This window comes from Pelagibacterium sp., assembly GCF_965249125.1.
Taxonomy (GTDB): domain Bacteria; phylum Pseudomonadota; class Alphaproteobacteria; order Rhizobiales; family Devosiaceae; genus Pelagibacterium.
In genome coordinates this window covers 1066626-1081315 of record NZ_OZ252217.1, presented here as the reverse complement: position 1 = coordinate 1081315, position 14690 = coordinate 1066626, and the positions used below count along the sequence as shown (strand labels likewise).

The following is a 14690-nucleotide window of genomic DNA, read 5'->3' as shown; positions in this document are numbered from 1 at the left end:
GCAATTGAAGAACCCGTAAATGCAGAACGCCGGGCACCGCCAACGGGGTGCCCGGCGTCAAACAGGCTAAAAGAGCTGCTAGCGATTCTTGCGATTGGCGATCAGGTCGTCGACAACGCCCGGATCGGCCAGCGTCGAGGTGTCGCCGAGTGCGCCATAGTCGTTCTCGGCCACCTTGCGCAGGATGCGGCGCATGATCTTGCCCGACCGCGTCTTGGGCAGGCCCGGCGCGAACTGGATATGGTCGGGCGAAGCGATCGGCCCGATCTCCTTGCGCACCCAATTGCGCAGTTCGACCGCCAGATCGTCCGACGCCGCTTCGCCTGCCATCAGCGTCACATAGCAGTAGATGCCCTGCCCCTTTACGTCGTGGGGGAAGCCAACGACGGCGGCCTCTGACACTTTGGAATGGGCAACCAGCGCGCTTTCCACCTCCGCCGTGCCCAGCCGATGCCCGGACACGTTGAGCACGTCATCGACCCGCCCCGTGATCCAGTAGTACCCATCCTCATCCCGCCGGCAGCCATCGCCGGTGAAATAGTAGCCTTTGTATTGCTGGAAATAGGTTTCCTTGAACCGCTGGTGATCGCCATAGACCGTGCGCATCTGCCCCGGCCAGCTCTCGGCGATGGCCAGAACGCCCGCCGCTTCGGTTTCAGCGATCACCTTGCCGCTTTCCGGCTCCAGCACCACCGGCTGCACCCCGAAGAACGGCCTGGTCGCAGAGCCGGGCTTGGTCGGTATCGCGCCGGGCAGCGGGGTGATCATGAACCCACCGGTTTCCGTCTGCCACCAGGTGTCGATAACGATGCAGCGTTCACGCCCCACCTGCTTGTGATACCACATCCAGGCTTCGGGATTGATCGGCTCGCCGACCGATCCCAGCAGCCGCAGGCTGGAAAGATCGGCCCGTTCGACGAACTGGTTGCCCGCACCCATAAGGGCGCGGATCGCCGTTGGCGCGGTATAGAAGATGTTGACCTTGTGCTTGTCGACAACATCCCAGAACCGCCCGGCATCGGGATAGTTCGGCACCCCCTCAAACATCAGCGTCGTCGCGCCATTGGCCAGCGGGCCATAGACGATGTAGCTGTGCCCGGTCACCCAGCCCACATCGGCCGTGCACCAGAAGACTTCGCCCTGCCTGTAGTCGAAGGTCAATTCATGGGTCAGCGAGGCATAGACCAGATAGCCGCCGGTCGTGTGCAGCACACCCTTGGGCTTTCCCGTCGAACCGGACGTATAAAGGATGAACAGCGGATCTTCGGCATTCATGGGCTCGGGCTCGCATGTTGCCTCAACCCCGGCCTCCGCCTCATGCAACCAGACGTCGCGTCCGCCCTGCATGGCGATGTCGGAGCCGGTGTTTCTGACCACCAGCACCTTTTCCACCCCCGGACAGTCTTCGAGCGCCTTGTCGACATTGACCTTTAGGGGCACTTTCTTGCCGCCACGGCAGCCTTCGTCGGCGGTGATGATGACCCGGGAATCGCAATCATTGACTCGTCCGGCCAGCGCGTCGGGCGAAAACCCGCCAAACACTACCGAATGCACCGCTCCGATCCGCGCGCATGCCAGCATGGCATAGGCGGCCTCGGGAATCATCGGCATATAGATCGTGACCCGCTCGCCCTTTTGAACGCCAAGCTGCTTGAGCACATTGGCAAAGCGGCACACTTCACCGTGAAGAAGGCGATAGGTGATATGCCGGGTTTCCGCCTCGGGATCGTCGGGCTCGAAAATGATCGCCACCGTATCGCCATGCCCAGCGAGATGACGGTCGATACAATTGGCCGCAACATTGAGTTGGCCATCCTCGAACCATTTGATCGAGATGTCGGGCCATTCAAAGCTTGTGTTCTTGACCTTGGTGAAGGGCGTGATCCAGTCGATGCGCTGGGCCTGCTCGCTCCAGAACCCTTCGGGGTCCGAGACCGAACGCGTGTACATCTGGTCATATTGCGCTGCGGTGACCCTGGTTTTCGCCACCACCTCTTGCGACGGCTCAAACACTGCTTCCGAACTCATGACCATTCCTCCGCTTTTATGGGCTTGTTGTACCAGTCTTAACCCGCCGATTCAGCCGACCGCAAGGCGCCGCCGGGCGGCAAATCGCGCAAGTTTCGATTTGATCGATTTTACCCAACGGCGGCGCAAACGTTTTTTTAGCGGACCGGCCGTTAGTCTTGGCCCGAGAACCCGGGGAAAGAGCATGACAGACGCACAGATGACCTCGCGAGCGGCCACCCACGCCGATATCGCCGATGTCCATCGCGAGCTGATGGACCTGATCGATTCCATGCCCTTTTACGGCGAGCGCTTCAAAACCTTCGAAAAGGCAAGGTTTAACCGCACCTTCCTGCGCACCCTGCTCGAAATCGATCCCTGGCACATCCTGCTGCTCGAAATGGACGGCAAAACGGGAGGCTTTTCGATTTCGGGACCGGCCAATGGGACGATCTTCCAATTCTGGTCTGCCATCTACCCTCAATATCGCGGCTCCCCGCTGGGCCGGTTCGGCATGGATGCCTTCATTTCCCATTGGGACAATTCACGCTTCCACAAGGCCTCCACCTACACCCGCCCCGACAACCGCCCGGCCCTGGCCCTGCTCAAACGCTATGGTTACGCCCAAATCGCCCACCTTGAGGATCACATCTTCGGGGAGGATTACTTGGTCATGGAACGCAAGTTCACCAAGGTGACCGAAGGCTATGACGAAGGCATTTCGCTACCGCTGGCCACTCGGCTCAAGCTCAGGGCAAGGGCGCTGCTGGATCGTTAGGCCGCCGCTGCGCGAAACCGCCCGAAGATCGAAACATCGATCCGCGCCCGGTAAAGTGCCGTCGCCCACAACGACACCGACCACAGCGAAATTGCAATGAATGCCGAAATCGCCGCCCCCATCAGCCCGTAAGGCGGCACCAGCGTGAAATTGCCGACAATAAGCGCCGCCAGCCCCAGCCCGACCGATGGCAGGCTGGCCCAAGGCCGGTCGTGCATCGAGAGCACCAGGGAAGCCGGCCCGAACGCCGCTCTCACCACCAGCCCCAGGCACAAAATGGCCACCGGCAGCGCCCCATCGGCAAATTCGTCGCCGAACAGCATCAGGGCATATCGCCCCAACAGCAGAACACCCAGAAACAGCGCCAGCGCCAGCCCGGTCGCCACCAGATTGGCTTCGCCCACCCGCTTGCCGAAAGCGCCGCGATCCGCATCGCGTTCCGCGTCGAACATATTGGGCAGCGTCAGCGCATAGACCGCAACCACCCCGAACGATGCCAGCGCGAAAATCCGCGTGCTCACCCCGAAAATCGCCAGATCCGTGCGATCGAGCAGCCCGGCAAGCAGGATCAGGTTGATATCGAAGAAATAGTCCGACGCCAGCGTGATGAGCACCCAGGGCGTCGCAAAGCGCCACCAGCGCCGGGGTTCACTCTTGCGCACCGTGTCGGCGCGCGGCACCGCCACCACCGCCCGGCGGACCCAGATGCTTTGAACCCCGAACAGCACCAGCAGCGCCACCGCCAGCACCCACAGCATGCGCCCGAGATCGGCGGCCGGGCTCATTAGCGCCACCAGGCCGAACGCCAGGAGGGTCAGCGCGGGCCGAAAGATCATATCGGGCAGATACCCCGCCATGGGCTGTTTCAGCCCCACCAGCGTCGTCGTGCCGATATAGGTGATGGCCGTCGCAATGCCGATCAGCGCCGTCTGCCCCCAGATCGGGCGCAAATGTTCGCCAGCCTCGCCCAACAGGAAGGTCAGCGGCCAGCCCAGCGCCAGAATGGCCACGCCCATCAATGCCATCTGGATATAGGCCCTGCCCACGAAGCGCCGCAAATGGTTGCCCTCGCCGCGCGAACCGTACTCGGCGGAAAAATAGGTCGAGACCGTCTGAAAGCCCAATGGCAGCACAACGGCAATCAGATTGGCCGCCGCAATGACCAGCAGGAAATCGCCAAGCGATTGCGCGCCCCACACACGGGAAATGGCCGCCTGCACAAGAAAGATGAACCCCGCGCCAAAGATGCGCAGGGCAAAGATCATCACCGATTTCGAGGCGAGCCTTCCCGCTATCGACATTACAGAACTTTCCCTTGAGCGTCAGGCCCTTGCACCACGCCTGAACCGCTTTTGCAATTCGAGCCGCGCCGCCAGCACCCCATCGCGGCTTCGCGTCAGAATTTCGCGTGCCTTGTAGGCAGCCGTTCCTGCCACATAGGCTGGCAGATGCGAGGCAAAATTCATGGTCGGCGGCAAGGGGCTGATATGGCCCGCATCGCCCACCATGCCGCTCTTGAACTGGTGCAGCCCCGCAAAGCCGTCAGTGCCACCCAGATCGTAAAGTGCGGCCCTGCTATTGTCGCGCAACCATCTGATGATGTGCCAATGCAACAGATAGCCGGCGCGCAGGTCCAGCGCGGCATCATCGGTTGCACCGTAAAGGTAGCAGGCCGTCTTTCCCGCCGAAAAGATCGCCGCACCCGCAATGGTCTTGTCCCCTCGCGAGACGAAAAACAGCTCAGGCCGCGCCGTTCCATCCGGCATCGCCATCAGGCCCTCGAGCGTATCGATGCCTGAATAGTCGGGAAACAGCTTGCGCTCGCTCATCGCCTGATAAAGCGCCATGAACCGGCCGATATCGCCGGGCGATCCCACCGTAAACTCCAGCCCGGCCTTCATCGCCTTGCGCAGATTGTACCGCCATTTCTGACTGAACGCGGCAAGCCGGGCCTCGTCGTCCAGCGAAACATCGACCACGTAGCGCATGGGGAATTTGACGCCAACCCCGGGCTTGAACCCGCGCGCGGCAAGCATTTCGGCCATACCGTTGCCCTCACCGGCCTCGGCATGGGGCATGATCGACACCATCATAGAGCGCTTCTGCGCGTATTCGGCCACCAGCGTATCGATCATCCGCCCCATAAGTGCGCTATCGCCGTCTTCGGCCCTGGCCAGAAACGGGCCCCATTTGACAAGCGCCACGGTGGCCACACCCATCGGCAGCCGCTGCAGCATCATCAAGGCACCGCCCACGGTATTGTCGCCGTCGGAAAACAGAACCGGCTCGAGTTGTACCCCCGGCCATCGAAGGCTCGCATAGGCGTAGAGCTGTTCCTGGCAGACGCCATCGAAGGCAGAAACCGCCCTGTCCCATGTCGCGCCCTCGAGCACACGGCACTCCAGCAACGGCGTGTTCGCCCTCGAAGCACTTGCTGCGGCAGAGGCAGGGGTGGTCATCGCTGGCGTGTGGCTGGTCAAGGACATTGGCGTCACCGGGGTTCAGTTCAATTTGAACCCACCCTATCGGGCACCCCCTATGGAATGCTTTCCACAATGCCGATAAAGCCCGTCAATTGCCAAAGTGGTAAATCAGGACTTGCATTTCGCGCCGCGTTCACCAGCGTCTGAACACCCACCTGAGCTCGCTCGCAGCGATAAGCATGGTCGCGAGACCTGTAATGGCCCAGATGGCGGACGGCCCCTCAAGGGGAGCGCACTCCCCCACACAAGCGATGGGTTCGATCACCACCAGGCCAACGCCCTGCAGCATGCCGCTTGCCCTCAAGCAACGGCATACGGTCGACCGATATCGGCAAATGTCGGGAAGGGCGTTCGTGATCGGCCAATAACGCCACCATCGAAACGCCATGCGAGAATTTCGCGTCGCCCCAAGGCGACGATCAGTTCAACTTTTAAATGACGATTTTCCGGTAACTATCGGAAAATATGGTGGGTGTACGAGGGCTCGAACCTCGGACCCGCTGATTAAGAGTCAGCTGCTCTACCAACTGAGCTATACACCCGATCCATCGGGCAGCGCGTCTCCACACCGCCAGAGTGGCGCCTCTCTAGCAAACGCCATTCAAGCTGTCCACCCACATCAGTTCTTTTTCCCGTGCTCTACGGGAAAGGGTTCTCGCTGGTCCCCAGGAAGGCCTGGTCACCCCACAACTCGCGGATCACCGCGTCGCGTCCGCAACCGATCCGGTAGCGCTCGTAGTGGGCGGCATTGGTCTTGTAGAAATCCTGATGCTCCGGGCCTGCCGGATAAAATGTCGCTGCCGGCTTGATCTCGGTCACGATCGTATAACCGCTCGATTCCGCAATAGCGGCCTTGCTGGCTTCGGCAATGGCGGCCTGCTCCTCGTTGAGGGCAAAGATCGCCGGTTTGTACATCGGGCCCTTGTCGCAGAACTGTCCGGCGGCATCGGTCGGGTCGGTCGTGTACCAATAGACAGTCAGAAGCTCTTCATAGCTCACAACCTCAGGGTCGAAAGTGACTTCGACGCTCTCATAGTGCCCAGTATCACCGCCATAGGCGACCTGATTGTATGTGGGATTTTCGACATGACCACCGGCAAAGCCCGATACAGCCTCGGAAACCCCCTCGACCTTCTCGAAATTGGATTCAACGCTCCAGAAGCAACCACCGGCGAAAAGCGCTGTATCTGCCAGCGCGGGGCTGGCGGCAAAAGCGCCTGCGGCTGCCGCCAATGCAATAAATGTGCGATGCATGCTGCACCTCCTCTTGTGCCAGTTGGCCCTTCCCACCTCTGTGGAGCAAGTCAAAGCCGCGTGAACATACGGGTTTGTTCGTATTTTAAGCAATTACGGTAAGTGGGCGGCAATGGTTTCAGCCTAGTGTCCGCCCAGTTCGGCCCCGGAGCCCATTGATGACCAGCCTTCCCCAATCCAGCCCTTCCCGACAGGGCAATTACAGCCTTGGACGGCTGGCGCTCGCCACCGCCTATTGGCTCAAGCCCCAACGTCTGCGGCATTTTCCCGGACTTATGGCCGGCCTGATTGGCGATCGGCTGGTTCGCCCGGCGCCGATCCCCGAGCTCTCGCGCATCCGAACCTCACCGCCAGGGTTCGCCGGCCTGGCCGATGATCTATCGACACCCGTCGTCTTGGAAGCCATGGCGCGCGGCTTTTATCCGCAGGGTCATTGGGGCGCCATGAAATGGTGGTCCCCACCTGAACGCGCCATCATGGACCTCGCCTCGGTCCATATTGCCAAACGCTTCCGCCGCACAATGCGCGGCACGGATTTGCGCGTGGCGTTCGATACCGATTTTGCCGGCGTGATCGAGGGCTGCGCCGCGCCGCGCGATCCGTCACGCCCGCACCTCACATGGATCACCCCCAGGGCCCACGCGCTCTACACCCGACTGCACGCCGAGGGTCATGTCCATTCGGTCGAAATTTTCGACGCCGAAGACAAGCTCGTGGGCGGCTTGTTCGGGGTGACCATCGGGCCGGTGTTTTCCGCGCTTTCGATGTTCCATATCGCCGACAACGCGTCCAAATTCGCCATCGTCAGCCTCTATCATCACCTCGCCGACGCCGGCTTCACCACGGTCGACCATCAGATCATGTCGCCATGGGTCCAAGCGCTGGGCGGTGTCGTCCTGACGCGTGCCGACTATGCGGCGCTCCTTAAAAACCCCAGTGATCAGCGCCGCGAGCCCGGCCCCTGGCGCGTGAGATTCTCCCTCACCGAAACCGCGGCTTGGTCTCCCGAGCCTTCGGCCTGAGTCACTCGGCCACGATCCCCAGCCGTGCAAACAGCCCCAAATGGTTCGACCCGAGCGGTCTGGGCAGACCGAGATCGACCCGCGCCAGCACCAGAACGCCTGCGGCAACCAGGCCAAATCCGGAGAGCACGCCACGGATCTCGGCTTCAACTGCCACTATACGGTCGCCCCCAGGGACCGGTCAGCCGGCCAACGCACCCTGCGCCGGAGCACCACGTTCGACAAGCAGCCGGTTGTAGGCGTTGAGATACGCGCGAGCCGAAGCCACCAGCGTATCGGGTTCGGTCGCGTTGCCCGAGGCGATACGCCCGTTCATTTCCAGCCGTACATGCGCGTTGGCCTGCGCGTCGGTACCGCCGGTCACCCCATCGACGGCGTAAAGCACCAGATGCGGGCTCGCATCGACCGCTTTCTTGATCGCCGAAAAGATCGCATCGACCGATCCGGTGCCATCGAATGACACCTCGACCGGCGCTCCGTCCACGGCGACCTTCAGTTCGCACCGGTGCACGCCACCGGTCTTGGAGGTCACGCTCATATCGACCAGCTTGATCCGGTCGGCGCCCGAACCCATCTCGTCATCGACCAGGGCGATGATGTCGTCGTCATAGACATGCTTTTTGCGGTCTGCCAGGTCCTTGAAGCGCTGGAAGGCTTCCTGGAACTGATTATCGGCCAGTTCGTACCCCAGATCCTTGAGCTTTTCCTTGAAGGCGTGGCGGCCCGAATGCTTGCCCATGACCAGCGAGGTCGATTTGATCCCAACGCTTTCGGGCGTCATGATCTCGTAGGTCGAGGCATTCTTGAGCATGCCGTCCTGATGGATGCCGCTCTCATGGGCAAAGGCATTCTTGCCCACGATAGCCTTGTTGTATTGGACGGGGAAATTAGCCGCAGCCGAGACGACGCGGGACGCCCGCGACAGATGCGTCGTTTCGATTTCCGTATGATAGGGCAAGGCATCGGCGCGGGTGCGCAGCGCCATCACCACCTCTTCGAGCGCCGCGTTGCCTGCGCGTTCCCCGATCCCGTTAATCGTACACTCCACCTGCCGCGCCCCGGCCCGAACCCCGGCCAGCGAATTGGCCACCGCCATGCCCAGATCGTTATGGCAATGGGTGGAAAAGATCGCCTTGTCCGAATTGGGCACCATTGCGATTAAATCGTGGATGAGCTGGTAATAATCCTCAGGCGTCGAATAGCCCACGGTGTCGGGAATATTGATCGTCGTCGCCCCGGCCTTGATCGCCGCTTCGGTGCAGCGGGCCAGAAATTCGATGGGCGTGCGCGTCGCGTCCATGCCCGACCATTCAACATCGTCGATCAGATTGCGCGCCTGCGTCACCGTCTTGGTGACGATTTCAAGTACCTCGTCCTCGGTCTTTTTCATCTGGTGCGCCAGATGGATCGGCGAGGTGGAAACAAACGTATGAATGCGCCCGCGCTTGGCGAAACGCACGGCCTCACCGGCCCTGTCGATATCGGCGGGAATGGCGCGCGCCAGCCCGCAGATAACGGAATTCTTTGCGCGCTTGGCGACGGTCGCCACGGCCTCGAAATCGCCGTTCGAGGCAATCGGAAACCCCGCCTCGATGATATCGACACCCATGGTGTCCAAAATTTCAGCTACCTGGAGTTTTTCTTCCAGTGTCATGGTCGCGCCCGGACTTTGCTCTCCGTCGCGCAATGTCGTGTCGAATATATAGACGCGGTCGGTATTGGCTTGGCTGGTCATCTTGTTCTTCCTTGATCGGCCACCTGCGCCAGATCGCTTTGCGTATGCAGCAGGTTATGGCCGGACATTGATGTTCGGCGTTATGGCAAAATCCCCTGACGACCCGTCCACGCTGAAAGCGGACTGCCGGTTATCAGGGGCTGATAAGGAGAAGTAGGAGGGCGGCCGAAAACAGTAGCGCCGAACCCACAAGGATACGGGCCTGCAAGGCTTTCTGCCTGCTGGCGGCTATTGCGATTGCGCGGTTTTCACTGCGGCGCATCGGTACGGCCTTGCCCTTCCTGATAAATCAACACGCGAACAATGGTCCAATTGAGCGCCAAGCGCAAGACTTCGCGCAACAATAATGGCGCTTCAGGGCCCGTACTTTGGTCGAGTTTCCCAAGCTATGCTCTCGGGCACCACCATTTAGTCGTCGAGATCGAGCACCCCTTCGGCGATCACCACCGCCGCGCCGCCGATGCCCGCGTGCTTGAGCTGGCCGCCTTCGATGTTGAACTGCACGCCGATTTCGCTTGGACGGCCCATTTCACGCCCCTGCCGGATCTTGATCGCGTGATGCCCGTCACCATAGCCGCCATGCTCGGCCAGCATGCCCACCAGTGCTGCGGCTGCTGAACCCGTGGCTGCGTCCTCGCCCGTACCATGCTCGATATGGAACATGCGCGCGGCATAGTCGTTGGCGCGCTCCTTGGGCGTTTTTGTGAACACATAGACCGAATTGTGCTCACCCTGGAACGTATCGGCCCATCCGCGGCGCTCCAGCGCAATCGCCTCGAGCGCCCGCGTGTCGCGCACCGGCAAAAGGTAAAACGGCAGGCCGGCAGAATACTGCGCCGGCATCATCCCCTCGCATCCGATATCGCTTTCGGTCAGCCCCAACCGCGCCGCAACCTCGATTATTGATGCCGGCTCGCCGATTCTTGCCGGAAGTTGCGGCAGCGCAAACTTCGCCTCGCCGGTTCGCTTGTCGATGCGCTCCATGACGGCCGTGACGTTCCCGACGCCCAACTCGAGCCGCACGGCGCTCTGCCTGTGCTGCAAACCCAGCAGAACGGCGGCCCCGACAGTGGGGTGCCCGGCAAAGGGCAATTCGCTCACCGGGGTGAAAATCCGCAAGGCAGCCGTATGCCGTTCCCCCTTCGGAGCGCAGACGAAAACCGTTTCAGAAAGATTGAACTCGCGCGCGATCGCCTGCATCCGGGTGGTCGAAAGCTCATCGGCCCTGAGTACGACCGCCAGTGGATTTCCGCTCAGCCGATCGCGGGTGAAAACATCGAGAATGAAATAGGTCAGCTTCATTTTTCGGCCAGTCCTGGAGGCAGGTTGGGAGGCGGAATCCATGCGTGTACTCAAAACACTATGCCTATCGCCGCAATCGTTACCACCCTCATAATTGCTGCCTTGTTCATCGCGACAACGCCTGCTTTTCCCCGCGACACATCGTCTTGTATTTGCCACACTATGGGAAGGGAGAGAGATCGCATGAAGCGCGCCATGTGCCTTGTTGCCGGAGGGGGGCCAGCCGGCATTATGCTGGGCCTGCTGCTGGCGCGCGGCGGGGTCGAGGTGATCGTTTGCGAAAAGCACGCCGACTTCCTGCGCGATTTCCGCGGAGATACGGTCCACGCTTCAACCATCAGGCTCCTCGATGAACTCGGCCTCGGGACAGAGTTTGCGCAATTGCCGCAAAGCAGGCTCGAAAGTTTACGCCTTCCCACCACAGGCGGTGAGACCATCGACTTCGGAGATTTCTCCGCCCTCGCTCCCCCATACAATTATGTCGCCATGATCCCTCAATGGGATTTTCTCGCATTTCTGGCCGCTCACGCCCGACGCGAGCCCTCCTTCACGCTGCTGATGGAAACAGAAGTGACGGACCTGCTCTGGAACGGCGACAGGGTCGCCGGGGTCTCGGTGCGCAATGGAGGTGGTGAGGAACTGATCGAGGCTGATCTGGTGGTGGCCTGCGACGGGCGGCATTCGATCCTGCGCACGCGGGCCGGCCTGCCCTCCCGCGCTTATGACGTGCCCTTTGACGTCTGGTGGTTCCGCCTTCCCCGCCCCCTCGATGAACAGGCCGAGCCCGCCAATCTTGTTCCCAGCTTTGCCGGGCGCGACATCATGCTGTCGATCGCGCGAGAGGGGTTCTACCAGATGGCCACGTTTATCCCCAAAGGCAGCGACGCCCAGCGCCGCGCCCAGGGCATAAAGCCCCTCCGGGAGATGATTGTCAGGTTACGCCCCGATTTTGCCGACCGCGTCGATACGCTCACCTCCATGGATGAGGTCAAGACCCTCGACGTCAGGCTCGACAGGCTCAGGCGCTGGCATCGCCCCGGCCTGCTCTGCATCGGCGATGCGGCTCACGCTATGTCGCCCGCTGGCGGCGTCGGCATCAATCTGGCCATCCAGGACGCTGTGGCCGCAGCCCGCATCCTGCGCAATCCGCTGCGCGCCGGCACACTCGCCGACGGCGACCTTGAGGCTGTACAGCAGCGCCGCATGTTCCCCACGCGCGTGCTTCAGGCCATGCAGCGCCTTCTCCACCGCGCTATTTTCCAGAATGGGTTTGAAACTGGCCGCACCGGCCCACCGCGCTTCATGCTGTTTCTTGCCCGCTATGTTCCCGGCTTTCGCAAGCTCCCGGCCCGCTTCGTCGCCTTCGGCCCCCGTCCAGAGCACGCGCCCGACTTTGCCCGCCGTCCCCCAGACTGACCGCCGGAGCGCCCATAAACTTAGCCATTGACTTAACTATCGGAGTGTTGATAGTTAAGCACATGCTTAACAATTCTGCACAGCTCGATCTCATGTTCCGCGCCCTGGCCGACGCCAACCGCCGCGCCATGATCGATCGGCTGAGCCGATCGAGTGCCAGCGTCGGAGATTTTTCCGCCCAGCTCGGCATTTCGCTGCCAGCCACCCTCCAGCACGTCGCTGTGCTTGAACAAGCCGGGCTGGTTACAACAAAAAAGGAAGGCCGCGTGCGCACCTGCACGCTCGATGTCGGAGCGCTCAGCCGTGCCGAACGCTGGATCAACGAGCGCCGCACGCTTTGGGGCCACAGGCTCGACGCCCTGGGAGCCATTCTTGAAAACGACATCATAGAGGAAGACAAATGACCGATCGCAACGTCGTCCATGCCACCTTCACCCTCCAGCGCACCTATCGCGCCGCCCGGCCGAAAGTCTTTGCCGCCTTTTCCGACTTCAAGACCAAGCAGAAATGGTTCGGAAGCGATGCGCCTGAAGGTGCCGCGGCCAACATGGATTTTCGGGTCGGCGGTCGCGAGCACAGCCACGGCGTTGCCGAACAGCACGGCAGCACCCACGCCTACCGCTTCGATGCCATCTATCTCGACATCATCGACAATGAACGCATCATCTACGCTTATGACATGGACGCGGATGGCCAGCACATCTCAGCGTCGCTCACCACTATCGAGCTGACCGATGCGCCCGACGGAACGCACCTGAAGCTGACCGAGCAGGGCGCCTATCTCGACGGCTTCGACGAACCCAAAATCCGTGAAAACGGAACGGTCGGACTTCTGGCCGCACTTGCCAAAATCGTGGAGGATTGACCGATGGGCAAATTGATCGTCTGGAACATTGCCAGCCTCGACGGCTATTTCGAAGGCCCCGAGCCCTGGGACCTTTCCCTGCATGAAACCATATGGGGCGATGAGCTGTCTGAATTTTCGCAAACCCAGCTTGCCGATACCGAGGCGCTGGTTTTCGGGCGCCGCACATATGAAGGCATGGCGTCCTACTGGGCCAACGAGACCGAAACCGGCCCCATTACCGATGCCATGAACGCCCTGCCCAAATATGTCGTCTCGAACACCTTAACGGCAGCGGACTGGAACAACACGAAAATCATCGGCGGTGACGTCATCGAAGCGCTTCGCGATATCAAGGCCGCATCGGAACGCAATCTCTACGTCTTCGGCAGCGCCGAATTGCTGGCGACGCTCCTGCCCGCCGGCATTGTCGATGAATACCGGCTCGGTCTCGCCCCGCTCCTGCTCGGTCGCGGCAACCTGCTGTTCAAGCCGTCCGACACCCGGATCGATCTCGAACTGCTCAAGACCCAGCCGCTCAAAAACGGTGGCATCGTCCTCTCTTACGGCTTGAAAACCCCGAGCTGAGGCCAAACCCAAACCGGCGGCACGCCGGTCCACTAGAGCGCTTCCAGGACAAGTGGCTACCACTTATCCGGTTCGGAAGCGCGATAAAACAAAGACTTAGAGCAATTGAAGCGATTCAAGGAAGCGCTGAAATGCTCTAAAGCGGAGATCGAGCAATGCCAATCTATATCGCCATCGGCTATGGTGACCGGGCTGGCTACGACCGGACCCCGGAACACATCAGACAGGCAGCCCACGATCACGATGCATGGCTCAAACAGCGCGGCGTCACAATGGGCATCGCCGGAACGCCGGTCCAGGTGCGCAACCCCAACGGAGGCGGCGTCCAGACCGAACCCGGCCCCTACCTCTCGGCGGGCCTGCCGATCGCCGGTTTTTCGATCATCAAAGCAAACGACATGGACGAAGCTGTCGCACTTGCCGCGAAATCGCCCTGCGCCGTCGCCCACGGCGTTGTCGAAATCTGGCCGCTCAACGAGGGCTAGACCAGCGAGAGATCGGATAAATGGGCCCCCTCGGGGGCCGACCCCAACCATAGGAGCTCAAAGCAATGTCCAAACTCAAGGTTCTCAGTTTCGCTGTTTCTGCCGACGGTTTCGGAGCCGGCGCCGACCAAAGCATCGAAAACCCGGTCGGCGCCAACGGGACCGATCTGATGTCCTGGTTTCACCCGACCCGGACGTTCCACAAGGCCGTGCTGGGCAGAGACGACGGCGAAACCGGCCCGGACGATGATATCGCACGCATGGGCTTTGAAAATATCGGCTCATGGATACTGGGCAGAAACATGTTCGGGCCTATTCGGGGGCCGTGGCCGGACGATAGCTGGAAGGGCTGGTGGGGCGACACTCCGCCCTATCATGTCCCCGTCTTCGTCCTGACAAACCATCCCCGCGATTCCTTCGAAATGGATGGTGGAACGACCTTCCATTTCGTCACCGGCGGTATCGAGGAAGCGCTGGACCGGGCAAAAGGCGCCGCCGGCGGCAAGGATGTGCGGCTGGGCGGTGGCGTTGCCGCCATCCGTTCATATCTTGAGGCCGGACTGGTCGACGAAATGCACCTTGCGTTCGTCCCGGCGCTGCTTGGACGCGGCGAAGCGCTGTTTGCCGGGCTCGATCTCAAGGCGCTCGGCTACGAAGTCACGAGGAGCCAGACGACGCCCAAAGCCATGCATCTTTTCATTGGCAGGCGCTAGAGCGCTTCCAGGATAAGTGGCTACCACTTATCCGGTTCGGAAGCGCGATAAAACAAAGACTTA

General features: G+C 61.1%; 15 protein-coding genes and 1 tRNA gene. 8 read left to right on the top strand and 8 right to left on the bottom strand.

Annotated elements, in window-relative coordinates; all coding sequences use genetic code 11:
• Window positions 1-78 precede the first annotated feature (78 nt).
• Window positions 79-2028 (bottom strand): acetate--CoA ligase, encoded by a 1950-nt coding sequence (gene acs, locus ACP148_RS05335; RefSeq protein WP_425033216.1) that lies wholly within the window; start codon window positions 2026-2028, stop codon window positions 79-81.
• Between the two features lie 184 nt (window positions 2029-2212).
• Here acs and ACP148_RS05330 point away from each other — a divergent pair, with 184 nt between their 5' ends.
• A complete protein-coding gene (locus ACP148_RS05330) occupies window positions 2213-2785 on the top strand; it encodes a GNAT family N-acetyltransferase (RefSeq protein ID WP_421951575.1) in 573 nt (190 codons plus the stop codon).
• Here ACP148_RS05330 and ACP148_RS05325 read toward each other — a convergent pair.
• The 4 genes from ACP148_RS05325 to msrA form a co-directional block, all read right to left on the bottom strand.
• On the bottom strand, window positions 2782-4086 hold the full coding sequence (locus ACP148_RS05325) for a lipopolysaccharide biosynthesis protein (protein WP_421951574.1): 1305 nt from the start codon (window positions 4084-4086) through the stop codon (window positions 2782-2784). The two genes, ACP148_RS05330 and ACP148_RS05325, sit on opposite strands and share 4 nt — an antisense overlap.
• A gap of 21 nt (window positions 4087-4107) precedes the next feature.
• On the bottom strand, window positions 4108-5271 hold the full coding sequence (locus ACP148_RS05320) for a lipid II:glycine glycyltransferase FemX (RefSeq protein WP_421951573.1): 1164 nt from the start codon (window positions 5269-5271) through the stop codon (window positions 4108-4110).
• 463 nt (window positions 5272-5734) lie between these two features.
• Window positions 5735-5810: transfer RNA gene (locus tag ACP148_RS05315), tRNA-Lys, on the bottom strand.
• Window positions 5811-5907: 97 nt separating this feature from the next.
• Window positions 5908-6522, bottom strand: coding sequence for a peptide-methionine (S)-S-oxide reductase MsrA (gene msrA / locus ACP148_RS05310; RefSeq protein ID WP_421951572.1), 615 nt, complete (start codon window positions 6520-6522; stop codon window positions 5908-5910).
• Between the two features lie 158 nt (window positions 6523-6680).
• Here msrA and ACP148_RS05305 point away from each other — a divergent pair, with 158 nt between their 5' ends.
• The gene (locus ACP148_RS05305; protein WP_421951571.1) at window positions 6681-7544 is read left to right on the top strand and encodes a leucyl/phenylalanyl-tRNA--protein transferase; all 864 of its coding nucleotides are present in this window, start codon (window positions 6681-6683) and stop codon (window positions 7542-7544) included.
• Window position 7545: 1 nt separating this feature from the next.
• On the opposite strand, the gene ACP148_RS05300 is transcribed toward ACP148_RS05305, so the two are convergent.
• The 3 genes from ACP148_RS05300 to ACP148_RS05290 form a co-directional block, all read right to left on the bottom strand.
• Window positions 7546-7701 carry a hypothetical protein gene (locus ACP148_RS05300; protein ID WP_421951570.1) on the bottom strand — a complete coding sequence of 52 codons (156 nt, stop codon included), beginning with the start codon at window positions 7699-7701 and terminating at the stop codon, window positions 7546-7548.
• Window positions 7702-7725: 24 nt separating this feature from the next.
• On the bottom strand, window positions 7726-9279 hold the full coding sequence (locus tag ACP148_RS05295) for a 2-isopropylmalate synthase (protein WP_421951569.1): 1554 nt from the start codon (window positions 9277-9279) through the stop codon (window positions 7726-7728).
• 408 nt (window positions 9280-9687) lie between these two features.
• On the bottom strand, window positions 9688-10581 hold the full coding sequence (locus tag ACP148_RS05290) for a PhzF family phenazine biosynthesis protein (RefSeq protein WP_421951568.1): 894 nt from the start codon (window positions 10579-10581) through the stop codon (window positions 9688-9690).
• Window positions 10582-10764: 183 nt separating this feature from the next.
• On the opposite strand from ACP148_RS05290, the gene ACP148_RS05285 reads away from it, so the two are divergent.
• The 6 genes from ACP148_RS05285 (at window position 10765) to ACP148_RS05260 (ending at window position 14627) form a co-directional block, all read left to right on the top strand.
• A complete protein-coding gene (locus tag ACP148_RS05285) occupies window positions 10765-11997 on the top strand; it encodes an FAD-dependent oxidoreductase (protein ID WP_421951567.1) in 1233 nt (410 codons plus the stop codon).
• A 62-nt stretch (window positions 11998-12059) separates the two neighbouring features.
• Window positions 12060-12401 carry an ArsR/SmtB family transcription factor gene (locus ACP148_RS05280; RefSeq protein WP_421951566.1) on the top strand — a complete coding sequence of 114 codons (342 nt, stop codon included), beginning with the start codon at window positions 12060-12062 and terminating at the stop codon, window positions 12399-12401.
• Window positions 12398-12862: an SRPBCC domain-containing protein gene (locus ACP148_RS05275; protein ID WP_421951565.1), complete on the top strand. Its 465-nt coding sequence runs from the start codon at window positions 12398-12400 to the stop codon at window positions 12860-12862. Before ACP148_RS05280 ends, ACP148_RS05275 begins: the two co-directional genes overlap by 4 nt.
• 3 nt (window positions 12863-12865) lie before the next feature.
• Window positions 12866-13429, top strand: a complete 564-nt coding sequence (locus ACP148_RS05270; protein WP_421951564.1) for a dihydrofolate reductase family protein — start codon at window positions 12866-12868, stop codon at window positions 13427-13429.
• Between the two features lie 155 nt (window positions 13430-13584).
• Window positions 13585-13914: a YciI family protein gene (locus ACP148_RS05265; RefSeq protein ID WP_421951563.1), complete on the top strand. Its 330-nt coding sequence runs from the start codon at window positions 13585-13587 to the stop codon at window positions 13912-13914.
• 65 nt (window positions 13915-13979) lie between these two features.
• Complete coding sequence (locus ACP148_RS05260; RefSeq protein ID WP_421951562.1) at window positions 13980-14627, top strand: dihydrofolate reductase family protein; 648 nt, start codon at window positions 13980-13982, stop codon at window positions 14625-14627.
• Window positions 14628-14690: the final 63 nt, after the last annotated feature.

Coding starts and splice junctions, on each gene's coding strand:
- ACP148_RS05325 (WP_421951574.1), bottom strand. CDS start 4,086: ATGTCGATAGCGGGAAGGCTCGCCTCGAAATCGGTGATGATCTTTGCC.
- ACP148_RS05280 (WP_421951566.1), top strand. CDS start 12,060: ATGCTTAACAATTCTGCACAGCTCGATCTCATGTTCCGCGCCCTGGCC.
- msrA (WP_421951572.1), bottom strand. CDS start 6,522: ATGCATCGCACATTTATTGCATTGGCGGCAGCCGCAGGCGCTTTTGCC.
- ACP148_RS05275 (WP_421951565.1), top strand. CDS start 12,398: ATGACCGATCGCAACGTCGTCCATGCCACCTTCACCCTCCAGCGCACC.
- ACP148_RS05290 (WP_421951568.1), bottom strand. CDS start 10,581: ATGAAGCTGACCTATTTCATTCTCGATGTTTTCACCCGCGATCGGCTG.
- ACP148_RS05285 (WP_421951567.1), top strand. CDS start 10,765: ATGAAGCGCGCCATGTGCCTTGTTGCCGGAGGGGGGCCAGCCGGCATT.
- ACP148_RS05330 (WP_421951575.1), top strand. CDS start 2,213: ATGACAGACGCACAGATGACCTCGCGAGCGGCCACCCACGCCGATATC.
- ACP148_RS05265 (WP_421951563.1), top strand. CDS start 13,585: ATGCCAATCTATATCGCCATCGGCTATGGTGACCGGGCTGGCTACGAC.
- ACP148_RS05260 (WP_421951562.1), top strand. CDS start 13,980: ATGTCCAAACTCAAGGTTCTCAGTTTCGCTGTTTCTGCCGACGGTTTC.
- ACP148_RS05270 (WP_421951564.1), top strand. CDS start 12,866: ATGGGCAAATTGATCGTCTGGAACATTGCCAGCCTCGACGGCTATTTC.
- ACP148_RS05295 (WP_421951569.1), bottom strand. CDS start 9,279: ATGACCAGCCAAGCCAATACCGACCGCGTCTATATATTCGACACGACA.
- ACP148_RS05320 (WP_421951573.1), bottom strand. CDS start 5,271: ATGTCCTTGACCAGCCACACGCCAGCGATGACCACCCCTGCCTCTGCC.
- ACP148_RS05305 (WP_421951571.1), top strand. CDS start 6,681: ATGACCAGCCTTCCCCAATCCAGCCCTTCCCGACAGGGCAATTACAGC.
- acs (WP_425033216.1), bottom strand. CDS start 2,028: ATGAGTTCGGAAGCAGTGTTTGAGCCGTCGCAAGAGGTGGTGGCGAAA.